The 19,721-nt window shown below is 38.1% G+C and carries 20 protein-coding genes and 2 pseudogenes; all 22 read left to right on the top strand.

What is annotated here, in order from left to right; genetic code table 11:
• Nucleotides 1-75 precede the first annotated feature (75 nt).
• The 22 genes and pseudogenes from A8L44_RS01485 (at nt 76) to fliR (ending at nt 19,720) form a co-directional block, all read left to right on the top strand.
• Nucleotides 76-366: a hypothetical protein gene (locus tag A8L44_RS01485; RefSeq protein ID WP_066100479.1), complete on the top strand. Its 291-nt coding sequence runs from the start codon at nt 76-78 to the stop codon at nt 364-366.
• Between the two features lie 340 nt (nt 367-706).
• Nucleotides 707-1,867 (top strand): ADP-forming succinate--CoA ligase subunit beta, encoded by a 1,161-nt coding sequence (gene sucC, locus A8L44_RS01475; protein WP_066100473.1) that lies wholly within the window; start codon nt 707-709, stop codon nt 1,865-1,867.
• Nucleotides 1,868-1,885: 18 nt separating this feature from the next.
• On the top strand, nt 1,886-2,788 hold the full coding sequence (gene sucD, locus A8L44_RS01470; protein WP_066100471.1) for a succinate--CoA ligase subunit alpha: 903 nt from the start codon (nt 1,886-1,888) through the stop codon (nt 2,786-2,788).
• Between the two features lie 75 nt (nt 2,789-2,863).
• Nucleotides 2,864-3,733 carry a DNA-processing protein DprA gene (dprA, locus tag A8L44_RS01465; protein ID WP_066100468.1) on the top strand — a complete coding sequence of 290 codons (870 nt, stop codon included), beginning with the start codon at nt 2,864-2,866 and terminating at the stop codon, nt 3,731-3,733.
• Between the two features lie 269 nt (nt 3,734-4,002).
• Nucleotides 4,003-6,078 (top strand): type I DNA topoisomerase, encoded by a 2,076-nt coding sequence (gene topA, locus A8L44_RS01460; protein ID WP_066100462.1) that lies wholly within the window; start codon nt 4,003-4,005, stop codon nt 6,076-6,078.
• A 165-nt stretch (nt 6,079-6,243) separates the two neighbouring features.
• Nucleotides 6,244-7,548, top strand: a complete 1,305-nt coding sequence (gene trmFO / locus A8L44_RS01455; protein WP_066100459.1) for an FADH(2)-oxidizing methylenetetrahydrofolate--tRNA-(uracil(54)-C(5))-methyltransferase TrmFO — start codon at nt 6,244-6,246, stop codon at nt 7,546-7,548.
• A gap of 63 nt (nt 7,549-7,611) precedes the next feature.
• Nucleotides 7,612-8,511, top strand: coding sequence for a tyrosine recombinase XerC (gene xerC, locus A8L44_RS01450; protein WP_066100455.1), 900 nt, complete (start codon nt 7,612-7,614; stop codon nt 8,509-8,511).
• A gap of 38 nt (nt 8,512-8,549) precedes the next feature.
• The gene (gene hslV / locus A8L44_RS01445; RefSeq protein WP_066100452.1) at nt 8,550-9,092 is read left to right on the top strand and encodes an ATP-dependent protease subunit HslV; all 543 of its coding nucleotides are present in this window, start codon (nt 8,550-8,552) and stop codon (nt 9,090-9,092) included.
• A 16-nt stretch (nt 9,093-9,108) separates the two neighbouring features.
• Entirely contained in the window at nt 9,109-10,524 is a 1,416-nt protein-coding gene (gene hslU, locus A8L44_RS01440) for an HslU--HslV peptidase ATPase subunit (protein WP_066100449.1), read from the top strand.
• Between the two features lie 132 nt (nt 10,525-10,656).
• Nucleotides 10,657-11,433: a GTP-sensing pleiotropic transcriptional regulator CodY gene (gene codY / locus A8L44_RS01435; RefSeq protein WP_066100446.1), complete on the top strand. Its 777-nt coding sequence runs from the start codon at nt 10,657-10,659 to the stop codon at nt 11,431-11,433.
• Between the two features lie 552 nt (nt 11,434-11,985).
• Nucleotides 11,986-12,378, top strand: coding sequence for a flagellar basal body rod protein FlgB (flgB, locus tag A8L44_RS01430; protein WP_066100443.1), 393 nt, complete (start codon nt 11,986-11,988; stop codon nt 12,376-12,378).
• 2 nt (nt 12,379-12,380) lie between these two features.
• Nucleotides 12,381-12,899: a flagellar basal body rod protein FlgC gene (locus tag A8L44_RS01425; protein WP_066100440.1), complete on the top strand. Its 519-nt coding sequence runs from the start codon at nt 12,381-12,383 to the stop codon at nt 12,897-12,899.
• A 19-nt stretch (nt 12,900-12,918) separates the two neighbouring features.
• A complete protein-coding gene (fliE, locus tag A8L44_RS01420; RefSeq protein ID WP_066100437.1) occupies nt 12,919-13,227 on the top strand; it encodes a flagellar hook-basal body complex protein FliE in 309 nt (102 codons plus the stop codon).
• Between the two features lie 107 nt (nt 13,228-13,334).
• Nucleotides 13,335-14,927, top strand: a complete 1,593-nt coding sequence (gene fliF, locus A8L44_RS01415) for a flagellar basal-body MS-ring/collar protein FliF (RefSeq protein ID WP_066100434.1) — start codon at nt 13,335-13,337, stop codon at nt 14,925-14,927.
• Nucleotides 14,928-14,940: 13 nt separating this feature from the next.
• Nucleotides 14,941-15,960, top strand: a complete 1,020-nt coding sequence (fliG, locus tag A8L44_RS01410) for a flagellar motor switch protein FliG (protein ID WP_066100433.1) — start codon at nt 14,941-14,943, stop codon at nt 15,958-15,960.
• Nucleotides 15,953-16,717 carry a flagellar assembly protein FliH gene (gene fliH, locus A8L44_RS01405; RefSeq protein WP_066102279.1) on the top strand — a complete coding sequence of 255 codons (765 nt, stop codon included), beginning with the start codon at nt 15,953-15,955 and terminating at the stop codon, nt 16,715-16,717. The genes fliG and fliH overlap by 8 nt, the downstream gene beginning before the upstream one ends.
• Nucleotides 16,714-17,169: pseudogene (fliI, locus tag A8L44_RS01400) on the top strand (flagellum-specific ATP synthase FliI); the annotation flags it as partial. The gene fliH and the pseudogene fliI, both read left to right, overlap by 4 nt.
• A pseudogene (locus A8L44_RS19535) lies at nt 17,167-17,286 on the top strand (two-component system response regulator); the annotation flags it as partial. The pseudogenes fliI and A8L44_RS19535, both read left to right, overlap by 3 nt.
• Nucleotides 17,287-17,310: 24 nt before the next feature.
• Nucleotides 17,311-17,997 carry a flagellar biosynthetic protein FliO gene (locus tag A8L44_RS01395; RefSeq protein WP_254654688.1) on the top strand — a complete coding sequence of 229 codons (687 nt, stop codon included), beginning with the start codon at nt 17,311-17,313 and terminating at the stop codon, nt 17,995-17,997.
• The gene (gene fliP / locus A8L44_RS01390; protein WP_066100426.1) at nt 17,990-18,655 is read left to right on the top strand and encodes a flagellar type III secretion system pore protein FliP; all 666 of its coding nucleotides are present in this window, start codon (nt 17,990-17,992) and stop codon (nt 18,653-18,655) included. Before A8L44_RS01395 ends, fliP begins: the two co-directional genes overlap by 8 nt.
• 15 nt (nt 18,656-18,670) lie before the next feature.
• Nucleotides 18,671-18,940 carry a flagellar biosynthesis protein FliQ gene (gene fliQ, locus A8L44_RS01385; protein WP_066100423.1) on the top strand — a complete coding sequence of 90 codons (270 nt, stop codon included), beginning with the start codon at nt 18,671-18,673 and terminating at the stop codon, nt 18,938-18,940.
• A 3-nt stretch (nt 18,941-18,943) separates the two neighbouring features.
• Nucleotides 18,944-19,720, top strand: coding sequence for a flagellar biosynthetic protein FliR (gene fliR / locus A8L44_RS01380; protein ID WP_066100420.1), 777 nt, complete (start codon nt 18,944-18,946; stop codon nt 19,718-19,720).
• Nucleotide 19,721: the final 1 nt, after the last annotated feature.

Raw genomic sequence — 19,721 nt, 5'->3', positions numbered from 1 at the left:
AATTTCGCCATAGAATACCTGTGTATTGTGGACAGGTCTTTTAGTTTGAAAAATATGGGTAAATAAGGAGTGGGCGTGATCGATTTTTTTCTGTTTCTAATGATTATTTTCATTCTGGCAGCGAATTTAATTGCGTTCTTTGTTTTTAATAAAAAGCGCAATTTGTATCTAGCTGCATTAGTCACTTTATTATTGGCCGGTGTGTTTGGTTTAGTCGCTGGAATGTTAGCCGTCTGGCTGATAGAAGATGGATTTGCGTTCTTTTACGGATTTAACATAGCAGCTATTTTGCTGTGGAATAGTATCGCCGTCTTTTTGATTGCCATCATCGTTTCGCTTGTTAAATTGTATCGAAAACAAACCTAATGGATATAGCTCCAGAAGTTGGGATGAAGCGAAAAGCTAAAAAGAAAAGTTATGAGATTTTGAGGGAGTAGTGGATAGAATTATCTTCTATTACTATAGTAACTTATCCGAAGAAGTTTTCTACGGAATGCCAAAATATATATCTTTTTTGAAGGCTGAAAATGATGATTTCAGCCTTTCTTTTAGTATGCTTTCTTTATCATTTTATGTAATAAGTGTAAAAAAATTACCGATATTTGGTGAAATTGCTTTAAATTATTGGACTTTGAATACTAGTTTTAATACAATGAAAACGCAATATATTTTTTATAGTCTGAAAGTTTTGATGGGAGGATAAGAAATGAATATCCATGAGTATCAAGGTAAAGAGATCCTCAGACAATACGGGGTAAATGTTCCAAATGGAAAAGTCGCTTTTTCTGTTGAGGAAGCAGTTAACGCAGCAAGTGAACTTGGAACTGCGGTTACTGTTGTGAAAGCTCAAATCCATGCGGGTGGAAGAGGGAAAGCTGGCGGTGTCAAGGTTGCCAAATCGCTGGATGAGGTTCGTACATATGCTGGTGAAATACTCGGCAAAGTATTGGTAACGCATCAAACGGGTCTGGATGGTAAAGAAGTAAAACGCTTACTTATTGAAGAAGGCTGTGACATCAAGAAAGAATATTATGTTGGGCTTGTTCTTGATAGAGCAACTTCAAGAGTTGTGTTAATGGCTTCTGAAGAGGGCGGAACAGAAATAGAAGAAGTTGCTGAAAAGACACCGGAAAAAATCTTCAAGGAAGTTATTGATCCTGTAATCGGATTAACACCATTCCAAGCTAGAAGAATAGCTTTTAATATTAATATACCAAATGAATTAATCAACAAAGCAGCTAAATTTATGATTAGTCTTTACACGGCATTTATTGAAAAAGACTGTTCTATTGCTGAAATCAATCCTTTGGTCGTTACAGGCGACGGAGAAGTGATGGCTTTGGATGCTAAGTTGAATTTTGACGAAAATGCGCTTTATCGCCACAAGGATATTGTCGCTTATCGAGATCTTGAGGAAGAAGACCCAAAAGAAATCGAAGCTTCCAAATACGACCTAAGCTATATATCTCTTGATGGCAATATCGGCTGCATGGTTAATGGCGCAGGACTTGCGATGTCAACAATGGATATTATTAATCACTATGGTGGCACTCCAGCCAACTTCCTCGATGTTGGGGGCAGTGCAACGGCTGAAAAAGTTACGGAAGCATTTAAGATTATCCTTTCAGACAGCCATGTTAAGGGGATTTTTGTAAATATATTTGGCGGCATAATGAAATGTGATGTTATTGCTGAGGGCGTTGTTGAAGCAGCTAAACAGGTTAGCTTACAGGTACCGCTGGTCGTACGCCTAGAAGGTACGAATGTAGACCTTGGTAAAAAGATATTAGAGGAATCCGGTATTAATGTCACAGCTGCAGAATCAATGGCTGATGGTGCACAAAAAATCGTTTCGTTAATAGGCTAAGACTGGAGGATATATGAAATGAGCGTATTTGTTAATAAAGATTCAAAAGTGATTGTACAAGGTATTACAGGATCTACAGCCCGTTTTCATACGAAGCAAATGTTAGAATACGGCACGAATATTGTGGGCGGTGTAACACCTGGTAAAGGCGGCGCTGAGGCTGAAGGTGTTCCTGTCTTCAATACCGTAATTGAAGCAAAAGAAGCAACAGGTGCCAATGTATCAGTTATCTATGTACCAGCTCCTTTTGCTGCAGATTCCATTCTTGAAGCAGTTGATGCAGAGCTTGATCTCGTCATCTGTATTACAGAGCATATCCCTGTATTGGACATGGTAAAAGTAAAACGTTATATGGAAGGGAAGAAAACACGTCTAATCGGGCCGAACTGTCCGGGCGTTATTACTCCTGAAGAATGTAAGGTAGGGATCATGCCTGGTTATATCCACAGAAAAGGGCATATTGGCGTTGTTTCTCGCTCGGGTACATTAACCTATGAAGCGGTGCATCAATTAACTCAGGCGGGCTTTGGACAGTCATCAGCAGTTGGTATTGGTGGCGACCCTGTCAATGGAACTGATTTCATCGACGTTTTAAAAGCTTTTAATGAAGATCCTGAAACGTATGCGGTGATTATGATCGGTGAAATAGGTGGTACAGCGGAAGAAGAAGCAGCCCAATGGGTGAAAGAAAATATGACAAAACCGGTTACCGGATTTATCGGAGGCCGTACTGCTCCTCCAGGGAAACGAATGGGCCATGCAGGCGCCATTATTTCCGGTGGAAAAGGAACAGCCGATGAGAAAATTCGTGTGTTGAATGAATGCGGTATAAAAGTGGCGGAAACTCCGGCTGTAATGGGTGAAACGATGCTAAGCGTATTAAAAGAAAAAGGGCTATACGATAAATGTAAAACGCATTAATAATAAGACAAGCCTCCCCTTATCCTTTTTAAGGGGAGCGTCTTTATATATTAAATATTAAGAGGTGAAGCTGTTATGGATGAATGGAAGAATAGGCTTGTGCACCTGGATCATTGTCGGGGTATGAGTTGGAAAGCTAAATTTCGCATATTGAAAGATGATCCGAACCTTCAGAAGATGTATGATCAGCCCTACCGTTATTGGGTGGAAACATTGGAGTTACCCTCGTCAAAAATCTCCTTATTCATGAAAGACCTCCACAATGAAGATCTTCAAAAAATGCCTTCTATATATGAGAAAAACCACATCCGTTGTATAACATTCCTCGATGACCTATATCCCGGACAACTTTCTGTTATTTATCAACAACCATGGATTTTATACTGCAAAGGAAATCTTGAACTCTTGCATAATTCAAGGATATTAGCCATAATAGGTAGCCGTGCCCCTACTGAATACGGAAAAAAGATGGTTAACTATCTAATTCCCGATTTAGTTAAGGCGGATGTATGTATTGCAAGTGGATTAGCAAGAGGGATCGATTCACATGCACAAATTAAAGCTCTCCAAAGCGGTGGAAAGGTTATAGCTGTTATTGGTGGTGGGCTTTTTAATATTTACCCAAAGGAAAATACAGCACTTGCTGAATTAATTATGAAAAATGGTGTAGTATTGTCTGAATATCCACCCATCATGAAACCGGAACCCTGGCATTTTCCTATGAGAAACAGAATTATTAGTGGTTTATCACGGGCGATACTAGTGGTAGAAGGAAAACAAAGAAGTGGGACATTTATCACAATCCAGCATGGATTAGAACAGGGTAAAGATATCTATGCGGTACCGGGAAGTGTGTTTTCTGAACTGTCTGCAGGTCCGCATGAACTGATTAAAGAGGGTGCCAAATTAATCAATCATGCGAATGACATTCTCTATGAGTGGTGACATTAAACAGAGCTTCGGGACATGATGGATGAAGATTACCATTTTGTTAGTTAGGCTATTTTAAAACTATTTAAGTTGCAAAATTATAATTTCTGTTATACATTGTGCTTCAGACAAGGTTTTTTGGTCAGGGTAATTATTCAGATTATATTGATTGTTGTTAATAGTAAAAAAATCATTAGAACATACCATTGACAGAAGTAAATCTAAACCTTCATAATCATACATGCATGAATATAGAGAATGATACCCTCTTAAGGAGGAAAGAAATGGCGGATTATTTAGTTATAGTGGAATCGCCTGCTAAAGCGAAAACCATTGAAAAATATTTAGGAAAAAAATATAAAGTGAAAGCATCCATGGGCCATGTACGTGATTTACCGAAGAGCCAGATGGGTGTAGATTTTGAACACAATTATCAATTGAAATATATCACCATTCGCGGTAAAGGTGATGTACTAAAAGATTTAAAGACAGCCGCAAAAAAAGCTAAGAAAGTCTATCTCGCGGCTGACCCCGACAGAGAAGGGGAAGCAATCGCGTGGCATTTAGCTCATAGTCTCGGTGTGGATGTAAGCTCTGATTGCCGTGTCGTATTTAATGAAATAACAAAAGACGCAATTAAAGAGTCATTTAAACATCCAAGGCCTATTAAAATGAATCTGGTAGATGCACAGCAAGCGAGAAGAGTATTAGACCGTATTGTGGGATACAGCATAAGCCCAATTCTATGGAAAAAAATAAAAAAAGGCCTAAGTGCCGGACGTGTTCAATCCGTTGCTGTACGTCTAATTATCGATCGTGAAAAAGAAATAGCGGCATTTGAACCGGAAGAGTATTGGTCCATTAATGGATCGTTTCTGAAAGGCAAGAAGGATTTTGAAGCTAACTTTCAATCTTTGAATGGCAAGAAAGTTCCGTTGCAATCCAAAGACGATGTAAATAATATACTTTCAAAATTAAATGGAAACGAATTCTTAGTACAATCGGTAACGAAGAAGGAGCGAAAACGTAATCCAGCTCCTCCGTTTACAACATCATCCCTGCAACAGGAAGCAGCTCGTAAACTTAATTTCAGAGCAAAGAAAACCATGATGATTGCTCAGCAACTGTATGAAGGTATTGAGATTGGCAAAGAAGGAACTGTGGGTCTTATTACGTATATGAGAACGGACTCTACCAGGATTTCAGAAACTGCTCAAAAAGAAGCAAGCGGATGGATTACATCTCAGTTTGGGGAAGAGTACTTACCAAAGACCCAAAGGAAGGATAAGCAAACATCTGGAGCACAGGATGCCCATGAGGCAGTAAGGCCGACCGGGGTGATCAGGGAACCTTCTATGATGAAGCAATATCTCTCCAGGGACCAATACCGCTTATATAAATTAATATGGGAACGATTTGTTGCCAGCCAGATGGCGCCTGCCATTATGGACACGATGGCCGTAGATTTAAAAAACGGTGATGTCGTATTCAGAGCAAATGGGTCAAAAGTAAAATTTGCCGGTTTTATGAAAGTATATATTGAAGGCAATGATGATAATAATGAAGAAAAGGAAAATTTACTGCCAGATCTGAAAGAAGGGGATGTTGTATTTTCGAAGGACATCGAGTCAAATCAACATTTTACTCAGCCGCCTCCTCGTTATACAGAAGCAAGGCTGGTTAAAACCCTTGAGGAATTAGGCATTGGCAGACCATCAACCTATGCGCCAACACTTGACACTATCCAAAAGAGAGGCTATGTAGCTCTAGATAATAAGCGCTTTGTTCCGACAGAGCTTGGCGAGATTATTATTGAAGTTATGAGTGAATTCTTCCCTGACATCCTGGACGTAGAATTCACAGCTAAAATGGAAAACGAACTGGATAATGTAGAAGATGGTGAAGTTGAATGGGTTAATATTATCGATCATTTCTACAAAGAGTTCGAAAAGGATTTAGCCAAGGCTGAAGAAGAGATGAAAGAAATCGAAATAAAGGATGAACCAACAGGCGAATCATGTGAGGAATGTGGATCGGCGATGGTGTATAAAATGGGACGTTACGGAAAATTTGCTGCATGCAGTAATTTCCCGGATTGCCGGAATACCAAGCCGATTGTCAAAGAAATCGGTGTGAAATGTCCTAAATGTCATGAAGGCAATATCGTTGAACGAAAAAGCAAAAAACGCCGCATCTTTTATGGCTGTGATCGTTACCCGGCCTGTGAATTCATTTCTTGGGATAAGCCAATACAGCGACCTTGTCCAAAATGTCAAGGACCGTTAGTTGAGAAAAAACTTAAAAAAGGCATTCAAGTTACATGTCTTGATTGCAATTATAAGGAAGAACCACAAAGTTAAAGGAAGGAAGAGCTGAGGCTCTTCCTTCTTAAATCTCAATAAAATACGTGAAATATCCTGAAACTTTTTAATAACAGATACGTATGACTTATAAAACATATTGTTTTTAAATGTGTTACATGATATAACGATTTACGTAATAAATATAGCTGGAGGGTATACATAATGCAAAGAGTAATAGTAGTAGGTGCCGGATTAGCTGGCAGCGAAGCGGCCTGGCAATTGGCCGAGAGAGGCATACAGGTTGATTTATATGAGATGAGACCTGTGAAACAAACTCCGGCACATCATACAGATAAGTTCGCTGAATTGGTTTGCAGCAATTCTTTGCGAGCAAATACTTTAACCAATGCGGTTGGAGTATTGAAAGAGGAAATGCGTCAATTAAACTCACTTATTATTGATTCTGCAGATCACTGTTCTGTACCGGCTGGAGGAGCACTGGCTGTTGACCGCCATGAGTTTGCAGGCAGAGTAACAGAAACATTAAGAAATCATCCAAATGTAACGATTCATAATGAGGAATTAACGGAAATACCAAAAGATGAGATAACGATTATTGCGACGGGGCCTCTTACCAGTGAATTATTATCACGTGAAATCAGCCAATTAACAGGAGAGGACTATTTTTATTTTTATGATGCGGCTGCACCGATTATTGAAAAAGACAGTATTGATTTAGACAAAGTTTATTTGAAATCACGCTATGATAAAGGGGAAGCAGCTTATTTAAATTGCCCAATGACTGAAGAGGAATTTAATACTTTTTATGACGCGCTAATTGAAGCAGAAACTGTTCCGTTAAAAGAGTTTGAAAAGGAAATTTTCTTTGAAGGATGCATGCCTATTGAAGTGATGGCAAAGCGAGGAAAGAAAACCATGCTGTTTGGCCCGATGAAGCCGGTTGGCCTAGAAAATCCTAAAACGGGAAAACGACCGTATGCAGTTGTGCAGCTTCGTCAGGATGATGCAGCTGGAACATTGTATAATATTGTTGGCTTCCAAACTCATTTAAAATGGGGCCCGCAAAAAGAAGTGATTAGATTAATTCCAGGTCTGGAAAATGCTGAAATTGTAAGATATGGTGTTATGCACAGAAATACCTTTATCAATTCGCCTAAAGTGCTGGAAGCTACATATCAGCTAAAAGAAAAGCCTAATTTATTCTTCGCAGGTCAAATGACAGGTGTAGAGGGATATGTAGAATCGGCAGCGTCAGGCTTAATTGCAGGTATTAATGCAGCTCGGATGGCTTCAGGACAGGAACCATTAACCTTCCCTCAGGAAACAGCAATGGGAAGCATGGCTCACTATATCACCTCAACCAATTCCAAAAACTTCCAACCTATGAATGCTAATTTTGGCTTATTCCCGGATTTAGGAAGGAAAATTAAATCCAAACAAGAACGAGCTGAAGCTCACGCTGAACGTGCTTTACAAACAATTCGGAACTTTTTGAATAGTTTGTAAAATAATTGCAAGGGTTACTATTATATGTTAGTATTTAGTAGCCCTTGATAAGGAGTGACTTTTTTGAATAATGGAACTTCTTTAGAATTTTATATAAAGTATTTACAAATCGAAAAAAACTATTCAAAATATACTATTGCATATTACAAACAGGATATAGAGGAATTTTTCTTGTTCATGAGTGAACAAGTTATTTCCAGTTTGAAAACAGTCACATATCCCGATGCTCGATTATATGTTACGAATCTCACTGAACGTAATTTGTCTAAAAGAAGTATCAGCAGGAAAATATCTTGCTTACGATCGTTTTATAAGTTTCTCATGAGGGAAAATATGGTGGATGAAAATCCATTTGCAATGCTTTCATTGCCAAAAAAGGAACAGAGGCTGCCTAGGTTTATGTATGAAGAAGAGATGGAAGCGATATTTTCAGCTATCGATCATACTTCGACCATAGGAAAGCGGGACTTGGCTATATTAGAACTTTTGTATGCCACAGGTATGAGGGTAAGTGAATGTTGCAGTGTGGAACTGGGGGATTTGGATTTTTCTCTTATGACTGTTCTTGCTCATGGGAAGGGGAAGAAGGATCGTTATATTCCTTTTGGTGAACATGCTAAAAAAGCATTGCAGGAATATATTGAAGGACCCAGAAATGAATTGATACAAAAATCTTCACAACAGCACACGTTTCTGTTTGTTAACCAAAGAGGTAACCCTTTAACTCCAAGGGGTGTTCGGTATATTTTAACGAATATTATAGATAAAGCTTCCGTTAATAAACATCTATATCCACATATGCTGCGGCATAGTTTTGCGACACACCTATTAAATAGCGGTGCGGATATACGCTCTGTACAGGAACTTCTCGGTCATTCCTCCATACAGGCGACGCAGGTTTATACGCATGTCAGTAAGGAAAGACTAAGAGAAGTTTATAGAAACAGCCATCCGAGAGCTTAAAGATATTTGCCTTAATTTTAGTAAGGGAGAGTTGTATTATGGAACAATTTCATGCTACTACCATTTTTGCAGTGCAACATAATGGGGAATGTGCTATGGCTGGTGATGGTCAGGTAACAATGGGAAATGCCGTTGTAATGAAACACACTGCAAAAAAAGTGAGAAAATTATTTAATGGAAAAGTGTTAGCCGGTTTTGCAGGCTCAGTTGCGGATGCTTTTTCATTATTTGAAATGTTCGAGAATAAGTTACATGAATATAATGGAAACTTACAGCGTGCAGCGGTTGAACTTGCTAAATCCTGGAGAAGCGATAAAGTTTTACGTAAGCTTGAAGCTATGTTAATCGTAATGGATACCAATCATATGCTGCTGATTTCAGGTACCGGAGAAGTGATTGAGCCTGATGATGGTATATTGGCGATTGGTTCCGGTGGGAATTATGCGCTGGCCGCTGGACGTGCCCTGAAACGTTTTTCCGGTGAAAATATGACAGCCCGAGAAATTGCTCATGCTTCGTTAACAATTGCATCTGAAATTTGTGTATATACGAATTCTAATATTATTTTGGAAGAGCTATGAACAAAGGAGGGTCATAATGAAACAGGACATCAAAAATCTAACACCGAGACAAATAGTTGAGAAATTGGATCAATACATAATTGGGCAAGCGGATGCTAAAAGAGCAGTCGCTATAGCATTAAGAAATAGGTATCGACGCGGTCTCTTAAAAGAAAACATGCGTGATGAGGTTGTACCGAAAAATATCCTTATGATTGGACCGACTGGTGTTGGGAAAACTGAGATAGCTCGTCGAATTGCTAAAATTGTTAAAGCCCCTTTTATTAAAGTGGAAGCAACAAAATTCACAGAAGTTGGCTATGTCGGACGTGATGTAGAAAGCATGGTGCGTGATTTAGCTGAAACTTCTGTTAGACTTGTAAAAGAAGAAAGAATGCTGGAAGTGAAGGATAAAGCATTAGAAAATGCTAACAATCGAATTGTAGAATTGTTAGTACCTTCAGGCAAAAAGTCGTCTTCCTTTAAAAATCCTTTCGAGATGATATTCGGCGGTTCAGGTGATACTTCCAATCCATCTGATCAAGATAATCAGGAAGATGAAAGAAATATATATGAAAAACGCAGATTAATCAAAGAGCGTTTATTAAAAGGTGAGTTAGAAGAAGAAGTAATTACTGTAGAGGTAGAAGAACAGCCTCCATCAATGTTCGATATGCTTCAGGGATCCGGTATGGAACAAATGGGTATGAATATGCAGGATGCATTCAGTAATCTAATGCCTAAAAAGCAGAAAAAACGAAAACTAGCTATTAAAGATGCACGTAAGGTATTGGCAAATGAAGAAGCGCAAAAATTGATTGATATGGATGAGGTAACACAGGTAGCTATTGAACGAGCTGAACAGACTGGTATCATCTTTATTGATGAAATCGATAAAATAGCGAGTAAGAGCGGCGGTGCCTCTTCAGCAGACGTATCGAGAGAGGGAGTCCAAAGAGATATTCTTCCTGTTGTTGAAGGTTCGACAGTCGTAACGAAATACGGTACTGTTAAAACGGATCACGTGTTATTTATTGCTGCAGGTGCTTTCCATATTGCAAAGCCTTCTGACCTTATTCCTGAACTGCAAGGTCGTTTTCCAATCAGAGTAGAACTTAAAAAATTATCTGTGGATGATTTTTATAAAGTGTTAATAGAACCTGACAATGCTTTGATTAAACAATATATAGCATTATTAGAAACAGAAGGTATAGAAATTGAATTTTCAGACGAAGCTATTCGTAGGATAGCCGAGGTTGCCTTTGAAGTGAACCAAAACACGGATAACATTGGAGCAAGAAGATTACATACTATTATGGAAAAGCTTTTAGAGGACTTATCATTTGAAGCTCCTGAAATTTCTATGGGGCATATTATGATTACCCCTAAGTATGTGGATGAAAAACTGGGCGCAATATCTAAAAATAAAGACTTAAGTGAGTTTATATTATAAGTAGTTTGATGTTTCAGATTATTGCTCAAGGGTACAACTAATTAGTTACATTTTACTCTTTTCCATTATCCTGTTCACTCAATAAACTTGATAAATATCCATAAAAGAAGACATTATAGGAGGAAGTAAACAATGGATTTACTGAATAAAACAAGAAAAATAAACTCGATGCTGCAACAAACAGGCGGAAAGCAAGTTAACTTTAAAGAAATGGCTGAAAGCTTAAGCGAAGTAATTCAGGCGAATATCTTCGTAGTTAGCCGCAGAGGAAAATTACTTGGTTTTCAAATAAACCAACAAATTGAAAATGAGCGTATGAAAAAAATGCTCGAAGATCGTCAATTTCCTGAAGAATATACAAATAATCTTTTCAATATTAAAGAAACATCTTCCAATCTTGATGTTGAAAGCGAATATACAGCTTTCCCTGTAGAAAACAAAGAGTTATTTAAATCAGGCTGGACTACAATTATTCCTATCGTAGGCGGCGGTGAGCGCCTTGGTACATTAATTCTATCCCGTGTAGAACAAAAATTCGCTGACGATGATTTGATTCTAGGTGAATACGGTGCTACTGTTGTTGGAATGGAAATTTTGCGTGAAAAGGCAGAAGAAATTGAAGAGGAAGCTAGAAGCAAGGCTGTTGTTCAAATGGCTATCAGTTCATTATCTTACAGTGAATTAGAAGCTATTGAGCATATCTTTGAAGAATTAAAAGGTAATGAAGGTTTATTAGTTGCTTCCAAAATAGCTGACCGAGTAGGAATTACGCGTTCTGTTATTGTTAACGCATTAAGAAAGTTAGAAAGTGCCGGTGTTATCGAATCTCGCTCTTTAGGTATGAAAGGTACTTATATCAAAGTATTGAATGCTAAATTCTTAAACGAGCTCGAAGGATTAAAACGCTAATACAGCAAATAGAAAGACCGAAGTCAAAAAGTGACTTCGGTTTTTTTGTTACTGGATAAAAGAAGTCGGTTGGACTTGTAATTAACATCAATACAATATCATTTAACGTAAGATGTTGATAGTAATTGTTATTGCACTCTTATTACTTAATAATGGGAAATCAATGAAGGGTTTTCAAACTTACTTTATTTACTTCTATTAGTAATGAAAAAAAACGAACTCCTAAAAATGGGTTCGTTTTTTTGTTAGTTGAAATTTGAACAAAATGTGAAAATAGCCAGGTAAATTCAAAAACTCTTGGTCAAAATAGGACTATTGTACTTATCATTTTATGTTAATTTTCTTTAATATAAATTATGACAAATAATTTATAAATGTGACTATTTTGTCTTATTTATACTTAAAATAAAGAAATATGTAATATTACTCTGTAAAATAATAGTGAATATAGTAGTATATTGGATATATGTTCAATATATAGAAGGATTTGTCGTAGAAAATGAATTAACTAATAGAGTAGGGAAAACTCTCTAAGTATGAAAGGGTGATAAAATGAAGCTTTTTTCCAACACAGTCAGCTTGCTTGAACAAGGGTTGAATTACTCGTCATTAAAATCAAAAGCTATCTCCCAAAATATTGCAAATGTCGACACGCCTAACTATAAAGCAAAAAATGTGAGTTTTAAATCTGAATTAGATCAAGCAGCACAAATAAATAATCAATCCTTTAAAACCGATAGCAGGCACTTTGAATTTAAGAAAACAGGAAGCAGTGCCATTCAAGTAACCAGTAACAGTCGGAATTACAATAGTACAGGAAACAGTGTGGATATGGATAGTGAAATGAGCGATTTGGCTACTAACCAAATCTATTACAATGCATTGATTGAACGGCTGAATGGCAATTTTCAAACATTAAAAAGTGTTATACAGGGAGGTAAGTAGGTATGGGTTTGTTCACTGGCATGAACATTACATCCAGTGCGTTAACAGCACAGCGACTGCGTATGGATGTGATTTCATCCAATATGGCCAACGCTGAAACAACAAGAGGCAAGTATGTTGATGGTGAATGGCAACCTTATCAAAGGAAATCAATTGAATTGCAAACAAAGGATAATGGGTTTTCTAATTTTTTGAATACAGCTATGAATAAAACAAATAATTCTTCTGTTGGTAATGGTGTTAGAGTTGCTGCGATTAAGGAAGATGTCAATATGGTTTACGACCCTGGCAATCAGGCAGCCAATGAAGCTGGTTATATCGAGGAGCCCGATTATAAACTGGTCTATGATCCAGCCCATGCAGATGCTGATCCAGACACGGGGTACGTTAAAATGCCCAATGTTGATCCATTGCGTGAGACAGTTGATTTAATCAGTGCAACAAGGTCATATGAAGCGAATATTACAGTATTCAATGCATCCAAAGGGATGATGATGAAAGCACTTGAAATAGGAAAATAAAATTAGGGGGCTATAAGGGATGGAACCAATTCAATTAAACAACTCTGTTTCTTCAATTTTTACTCAAAAACTACCTAACTCACCCAATACTACACCATACGAATCTCAAAAATCTTTTGCGTCCGTCCTAAAGAAATCTATTGAAGAAATTAATACGACTCAGCAAGAATCAGCTACGATGACACAAAAATTAGCACTTGGTGAAAATGTTGATTTGCATAATGTAATGATTACATCCCAAAAAGCGAGTATAACGCTGCAGGCGGCTATGGAAGTCCGCAATAAAGCAGTCGAAGCTTATCAGGAAATAATGAGAATGAGCATGTAGAAAAATAATATATGCATTGTCCCAACGAAATTAATATTCCCTACATATGACAGGGAAGTCTCTGTGGACGTTAATATTGATGCAAAAGCTAAGTTCGGGGGATCACGATGAAGGAAACGTTCATAAAAATTGGAAATCAAATAAAAGATTTTTGGAAGAGCCGTTCAAGTAAACAGAAAACACTCTATATCAGTATGATGGCTGCAGTAATACTAATTGCTGCAGCGGTTGTTTTTCTTACTTCAAGAACAACGCTCGTTCCTCTATATAGTGATCTTTCACCAACAGAAACTGGATCTATAAAAGAGAATCTGGATGGCAGAGGAATCACGTCGGAAATCGCTGATAATGGCAGTACGATACTAGTTCCAAGTGAAATGGCAGATACGTTGCTAGTTGAGCTTGCTGCAGAGGGTATTCCGAAGTCAGGAAGCATAGATTATTCATATTTCAGTGAAAATGCAAGCTTTGGTATGACTGATAATGAATTTAATGTCATTAAACAGGATGCTATGCAGAATGAAATAGCAGGCCTTATTAAAGGGATAGAAGGAGTTCAAGGTGCTGAGGTTATTCTCACCCTCCCTGATAAGGGGGTATTCGTTAGTGATACAAAAGAGGAGGCCTCGGCTTCCATAGTATTAAATACAAAGCCTGGACAGGAATTTGAAGAGAAGCAAATACAAGCCTTATATCATTTAGTATCAAAAAGCGTCCCAAATCTTCCTACAGATAATATCGTCATTATGAATCAATACTTTGAGTACTTTGATTTAAATAATAGTGGCAGCAATAGTACGGATAGTTTTGCATCCCAAAATGAAATAAAGAAAGAGATTGAGAAGGATATACAACGCAGAGTTCAAAGTATGCTTGGAACGATCATGGGTAACGATAAAGTTGTTGTTTCTGTAACAGCTGATGTGGATTTTACCCAAGAAAATAGAGAAGAAAATCTTGTGGAACCCGTGGATGAAGAGAATATGGAAGGCCTGACGATCAGTGCCCAAAAACTATCAGAGACCTATACAGGCGAAACAGGAGCAGAAGGCGGTACACCTGTTACTGAAGATCCTTCAGACTCACTGGGATCGCAGTATCTTGAAGGATCAAATGGAAATGGTGATTATGAGAAGACTGAGGAAACAGTAAACACAGAGGTTAACCGAATACGTAAAGAGATTAGTGAATCTCCATACAAAGTAAGAGATTTGGGGATTCAGGTTATGGTTGAACCACCTGATGCTAATGACACCAACTCTCTCCCAGAAGAAAGAATAACTGATATAAGAGATATTTTGGGGACGATTGTGCGAACAAGTATCGATAAATCAGAAAATGAAAATCCTCTAACAGATGATCAATTAGAGGAAAAAATTGCGATTTCCATCCAGCCATTTAATGGGAAAGTTACATTTGACGAACAGCAGGAAAACAGTACTCCGTGGTGGATTTATGTAATTGGCGGTGTATTATGTTTAGCGATTATTCTGCTTTTGATTTTTATTATCAAATCCAGAAAAAATAAAGAAATTGAGATAGAACAATATGAAGAACCGATCCCTCCTGTTTTGGTAGCCGATATTGAAGACGAAGCAGAATCAGAAGCCACTGTTAAAAGAAAGCAACTAGAAAAATTGGCGAAAGAAAAGCCTGATGAATTTGCGAAACTCTTAAGATCATGGATTACGGAAGACTAGGGGGTAAGAAGACATGTCTATCAGAGATAAAAAAAGTGGTCTAACGGGAAAACAAAAGGCTGCAGTCCTGCTCATTTCAATGGGGCCGGATGTATCTGCAAATGTTTATAAGCATTTATCGGAAGAGGAAATTGAAAAGCTGACCTTAGAAATTTCAGGCGTACGAAAGGTAGGCCCAAAAGAGAAGGAAGACATCGTAGATGAATTCCATACGATTGCGCTGGCACAGGATTACATTTCTCAGGGTGGAATTGGTTATGCCAAAACTGTATTAGAAAAAGCATTGGGCAGTGACCAGGCACAGGCCATTATCAATCGCTTAACATCATCTCTGCAGGTGAAGCCCTTTGATTTTGTTAGAAAAGCAGATCCAGGTCAAATTCTGAATTTTATACAGAATGAGCATCCTCAAACGATTGCCTTAATACTATCTTATTTGGAAGCGGGACAGGCAGGACAGATTTTATCAGAGCTTCCTCAGGATATGCAGGCAGATGTAGCGAAACGGATTGCCTTAATGGACAGCACCTCGCCTGAAATCATCAATGAGGTAGAACAAATTCTAGAACGAAAGCTATCTGCTACTGTTACGCAAGACTATACGCAAACCGGTGGAATTGAAGCCGTTGTAGAAGTGTTAAATGGCGTTGATCGTTCAACAGAAAGAACCATTTTGGATGCTTTAGAAATACAGGATCCTGAATTGGCTGAAGAAATTAAGAAACGAATGTTTGTATTCGAAGACATTGTCACCTTGGATAATAGAGCCATCCAAAGGGTGATTAAAGATGTAGAAAACGAAGATTTAATGCTGTCTCTTAAAGTCGCCAGTGAAGAGGTTAAGGAAATTGTTTATAAAAACATGTCCAAACGGATGGTCGATACATTTACAGAAGAGATGGAATTTATGGGACCGGTTCGTTTACGGGATGTAGAAGAAGCGCAGTCAAGAATTGTTGCGATTATTCGACGCCTTGAGGATGCCGGTGAAATCGTCCTAGCCCGTGGTGGGGGAGATGACATTATTGTCTAGAATTATAAAGTCCCATTATACAGAAACACATATGCAAGAGAAGAAAATAATCCAGATTAAAAAAATAATGAATGAACAGAATGAGTCCCTTTTTCAAGAAGAGTCAGTAGCTTCTGATCTAAATCGGCTCTTGATGGAAGCTAATCAAAAAGCTGAGGCAATTGTTTTAGAAGCTCAGAAACAGGCTGATCAAGTTTATCTAAAGATACAGGAAGAAGTAAAGCAATGGGATAAGGAAAAACAAATTCTCATTGAAGAGGCCAGACAGGAAGGGTATCTCATTGGCAAGGAACAGGGTGCTTCGGACTCAAAAAGAGAATATCAGCACATGCTGAACCTTGCACAAGAGACAATGAACCAAGCTAAAAAAGAATACCAATCTGTTGTGGAAAAGTCTGAGTTTACCATCCTCAACCTCGGAATAAAGGTAGCTGAAAAAATTATGAATCAGCACTTAGACGAAAATGAGGAAGATTATTTATTTATTGTGAAAAAAGCAATTAAGGAAGCGCGAGAATATAAAAATATTGAATTACATATTCCTCCGCTTCATTACTCTTTTGTCTTAACACATAAAAAAGAATTAATGTCCTTATTTCCAAGAGAAACAGAGTTTTATATCTATCCGAATGATGAGTTAGAAGGAAATGGATGTGTAATTGAATCATCCAATGGACGTTTGGTAGCAAGTGTGGATGAACAGCTGGAACAAATCAGAATTAAGCTTCAGGAAATCCTTGAGGAGGACCTCTCATGAAAGTCTCTCAATTAATAGATCAAATTGATACTCTCGATACGTTTAAGAGATATGGGCGAATTAAAAGAGTGGTAGGTCTTATGATTGAGTCTCAGGGGCCGGCCAGCTCAATTGGAGATGTATGCTTGATCCATACCGGCAAAAAGAACAAGGTAAAGGCTGAAGTAGTAGGATTCCGGGATGAGATTGTCATTTTAATGCCCTATAGTGTTGTAAGTGAGATAGCACCCGGCTCTATTGTCGAGGCGACTCGTAAACCGCTCGAGATCAAAGTAGGAACAGGTTTAATAGGCAAGGCACTTGATGCTATCGGAAACCCACTTGATGGAGGGTCACTTCCATACGGTTTATCCTCTACAGCAACGGAGCAGGATCCTCCAAATCCAATGTCACGTCCGCCTATTAATGAGGGAATTGAAACAGGTGTCCGCATGATTGATAGTTTACTAACGGCAATGGGTCAGCAGGCAATGGTTATTGATGCTATTCAGGCAGGTGCAAAGGATTTTATTGTAAAACCTTTTGCAGCTGACCGAGTTTTGGAGGCAATCAGCAAAGCTTTATCGTAAAGAGGGGAAGTAAACGTGCAACGGATGCCAAGCTATATAAAGGTTATTCTTTTCTTCATTTTGTGTTTTGCCATTACTGCACCATTCAAAGAAATTGCAGTAAATGCAGCGCCAGACAATGGCAGCCAAAGTGTGGACAGTTATTACAATACTAAAGATCGTAAGACAGAGACAGGGGATATCGACCAGACCAATAATAACAGTATCTCTGATTCAGCTGAAAATGAGACAAATGACATTGGAATTACAATTGGAGATATCTTTAGAATGGTATTCGCCCTACTATTTGTTGCTGGATTAATGTACATTCTTCTGCGCGTCATTAATAAAAAGAATCGTGGATATCAGCACGGCCAAACTATTGAAAACCTGGGAGGGACTCCGTTAGGTGGAAATCGCTCTGTCCAGATGGTAAGGGTTGGGGAGAAAATCTACATTGTAGGTGTTGGAGACTCGGTTCAATTACTCAATGTGATTGATGATAAGGAAGAATACAGCAAGCTAATTGAAGAACATAATCAGAAATTAGAAACTCAGATTGCCCCAATGGACCTTGCAGGCAAGCTCATTGATAAATGGAAAATAAAAACTTCCAGGCAAACGGAGAAGTCGTTCAAAAGTCAATTTAATGAACAGTTGAAACAACTAAAGGAAGACCGCAAACAGATTACAAAAGAAATAAGCAAGAAAGGAACACACCGAGATGAATGACTTAATGACTCTCTTTAGCAGTGGGGATGCCGATACCGTTTCTACATCAGTTAAGCTGCTCCTGTTATTAACGGTTCTTTCTCTTGCACCAAGCATTTTAATTTTAATGACCTGTTTTACAAGAATTGTTATTGTTCTGGGCTTTGTAAGGACAGCTTTATCGACACAGCAAATGCCCCCTACACAAGTGTTGATCGGATTATCGCTCTTCATTACATTTTTTGTAATGGCACCGGTTTTATCTGAAGTGAATGATGAGGCGCTTCAACCGCTTTTTAAGGATGAAATAAAGCTGGAAGAAGCATATGAAAAGGCAGCAGGGCCCTTTAAGGAGTTTATGAGTAAACATACAAGGCAAAAGGATTTACAGCTATTCCTGGAATATTCTAAGGCGGATACACCTGAATCAATTGAAGATATTTCTTTAACTACGCTGGTACCTGCATTCGCGATCAGTGAAATGAAAACAGCCTTTCAAATTGGCTTCATGATTTTTATCCCATTTCTGGTGATAGACATGATTGTGGCGAGTGTTCTAATGTCCATGGGTATGATGATGCTACCGCCGGTCATGATCTCATTACCCTTTAAAATCTTACTGTTTGTGATGGTCGATGGATGGTATTTAGTTGTTAAATCTTTATTACAAAGTTTTTAGGCAGGTGAGAGAAAGATGACATCAGAAGCAGTAATTTCATTGGCTGAAAAGGGGATTTATACTGTATTAATCATAAGTGCTCCCTTACTGATCCTAGCTCTTGGGATTGGTTTAATTGTCAGTATTTTTCAGGCGACCACACAAATCCAGGAGCAAACGTTAGCTTTTATTCCGAAAATCGTCGCTGTTTTGTTGGGCATTGTATTTTTTGGGCCATGGATGCTGAGTAAAATGCTCTCTTACACGGCTGACATTTTTAATAATCTAACGAAGTTTGTAGGATAGGCTATGGAAGAGATTGTTCCCAAATTTAGTGTATACTTATTGATTTTTGTACGTCTTGCATCCTTTTTTATTACAATGCCTATCTTTTCATATAGAACGATTCCTGCACAGCATCGCTTAGGAATCAGTGCTCTGCTCGCCTGGATTATGTATTATACGGTATCTTCTCCAGGCTTTGAAATTGACGGTTTATATCTTTTATTGGTGTTAAAAGAAGCCTTAGTCGGATTAATGATTGGCTTTTTTGCGTATATGATGTTCTCAGCTGTTCAAACAGCCGGAGGATTCATTGATTTTCAGATGGGCTTTTCAATGGCTAATGTCATTGATCCGCAGACAGGGGTTCAAAGTCCCTTAATGGGTCAATATCTTTATACATTTGCACTCCTTTTTTTGCTGGCGATTGACGGACATCATTTGTTATTGGACGGAATTTTTTACAGCTATGAATTCATCCCTTTGTCAACAGATTTTCTTCCGTTTGGAAATGAGCAAATCCTCACATTGATGATTCAATTCTTTACACAGTCATTTATCATTGCTTTTCAAATGTCTATCCCAATTGTTGGAAGTTTGTTTTTGGTAGATATAGCACTAGGTATTGTAGCAAGAACGGTGCCGCAAATGAATATATTTGTTATTGGTTTTCCAATCAAAATATTTGTCAGTTTAATTTTGTTAACTATTACGATGGGAACCATCTTACTTCTGGTAAAAGGGCTTTTGAATACAACATTGGAAGGAATGCGTTCGCTTATGCATCTGCTTGGAGGAAGTTAGA

Source organism: Bacillus sp. FJAT-27986 (genome assembly GCF_001685035.1).
Taxonomy (GTDB): Bacteria; Bacillota; Bacilli; order Bacillales; family Pradoshiaceae; genus Pradoshia.
Note: the sequence above shows the minus strand (reverse complement) of the source record. Positions and strands in the feature narration are given on the sequence as shown.

What these genes read in the sequence shown, in the direction of transcription:
- hslV (WP_066100452.1), top strand. Translation starts at nt 8,550, where the DNA reads ATGGAACAATTTCATGCTACTACCATTTTTGCAGTGCAACATAATGGG.
- fliP (WP_066100426.1), top strand. Translation starts at nt 17,990, where the DNA reads ATGAATGACTTAATGACTCTCTTTAGCAGTGGGGATGCCGATACCGTT.
- fliF (WP_066100434.1), top strand. Translation starts at nt 13,335, where the DNA reads ATGAAGGAAACGTTCATAAAAATTGGAAATCAAATAAAAGATTTTTGG.
- fliR (WP_066100420.1), top strand. Translation starts at nt 18,944, where the DNA reads ATGGAAGAGATTGTTCCCAAATTTAGTGTATACTTATTGATTTTTGTA.
- flgB (WP_066100443.1), top strand. Translation starts at nt 11,986, where the DNA reads ATGAAGCTTTTTTCCAACACAGTCAGCTTGCTTGAACAAGGGTTGAAT.
- topA (WP_066100462.1), top strand. Translation starts at nt 4,003, where the DNA reads ATGGCGGATTATTTAGTTATAGTGGAATCGCCTGCTAAAGCGAAAACC.
- dprA (WP_066100468.1), top strand. Translation starts at nt 2,864, where the DNA reads ATGGATGAATGGAAGAATAGGCTTGTGCACCTGGATCATTGTCGGGGT.
- A8L44_RS01395 (WP_254654688.1), top strand. Translation starts at nt 17,311, where the DNA reads ATGCCAAGCTATATAAAGGTTATTCTTTTCTTCATTTTGTGTTTTGCC.
- fliG (WP_066100433.1), top strand. Translation starts at nt 14,941, where the DNA reads ATGTCTATCAGAGATAAAAAAAGTGGTCTAACGGGAAAACAAAAGGCT.
- hslU (WP_066100449.1), top strand. Translation starts at nt 9,109, where the DNA reads ATGAAACAGGACATCAAAAATCTAACACCGAGACAAATAGTTGAGAAA.
- sucD (WP_066100471.1), top strand. Translation starts at nt 1,886, where the DNA reads ATGAGCGTATTTGTTAATAAAGATTCAAAAGTGATTGTACAAGGTATT.
- A8L44_RS01425 (WP_066100440.1), top strand. Translation starts at nt 12,381, where the DNA reads ATGGGTTTGTTCACTGGCATGAACATTACATCCAGTGCGTTAACAGCA.
- fliE (WP_066100437.1), top strand. Translation starts at nt 12,919, where the DNA reads ATGGAACCAATTCAATTAAACAACTCTGTTTCTTCAATTTTTACTCAA.
- codY (WP_066100446.1), top strand. Translation starts at nt 10,657, where the DNA reads ATGGATTTACTGAATAAAACAAGAAAAATAAACTCGATGCTGCAACAA.
- sucC (WP_066100473.1), top strand. Translation starts at nt 707, where the DNA reads ATGAATATCCATGAGTATCAAGGTAAAGAGATCCTCAGACAATACGGG.
- fliQ (WP_066100423.1), top strand. Translation starts at nt 18,671, where the DNA reads ATGACATCAGAAGCAGTAATTTCATTGGCTGAAAAGGGGATTTATACT.
- trmFO (WP_066100459.1), top strand. Translation starts at nt 6,244, where the DNA reads ATGCAAAGAGTAATAGTAGTAGGTGCCGGATTAGCTGGCAGCGAAGCG.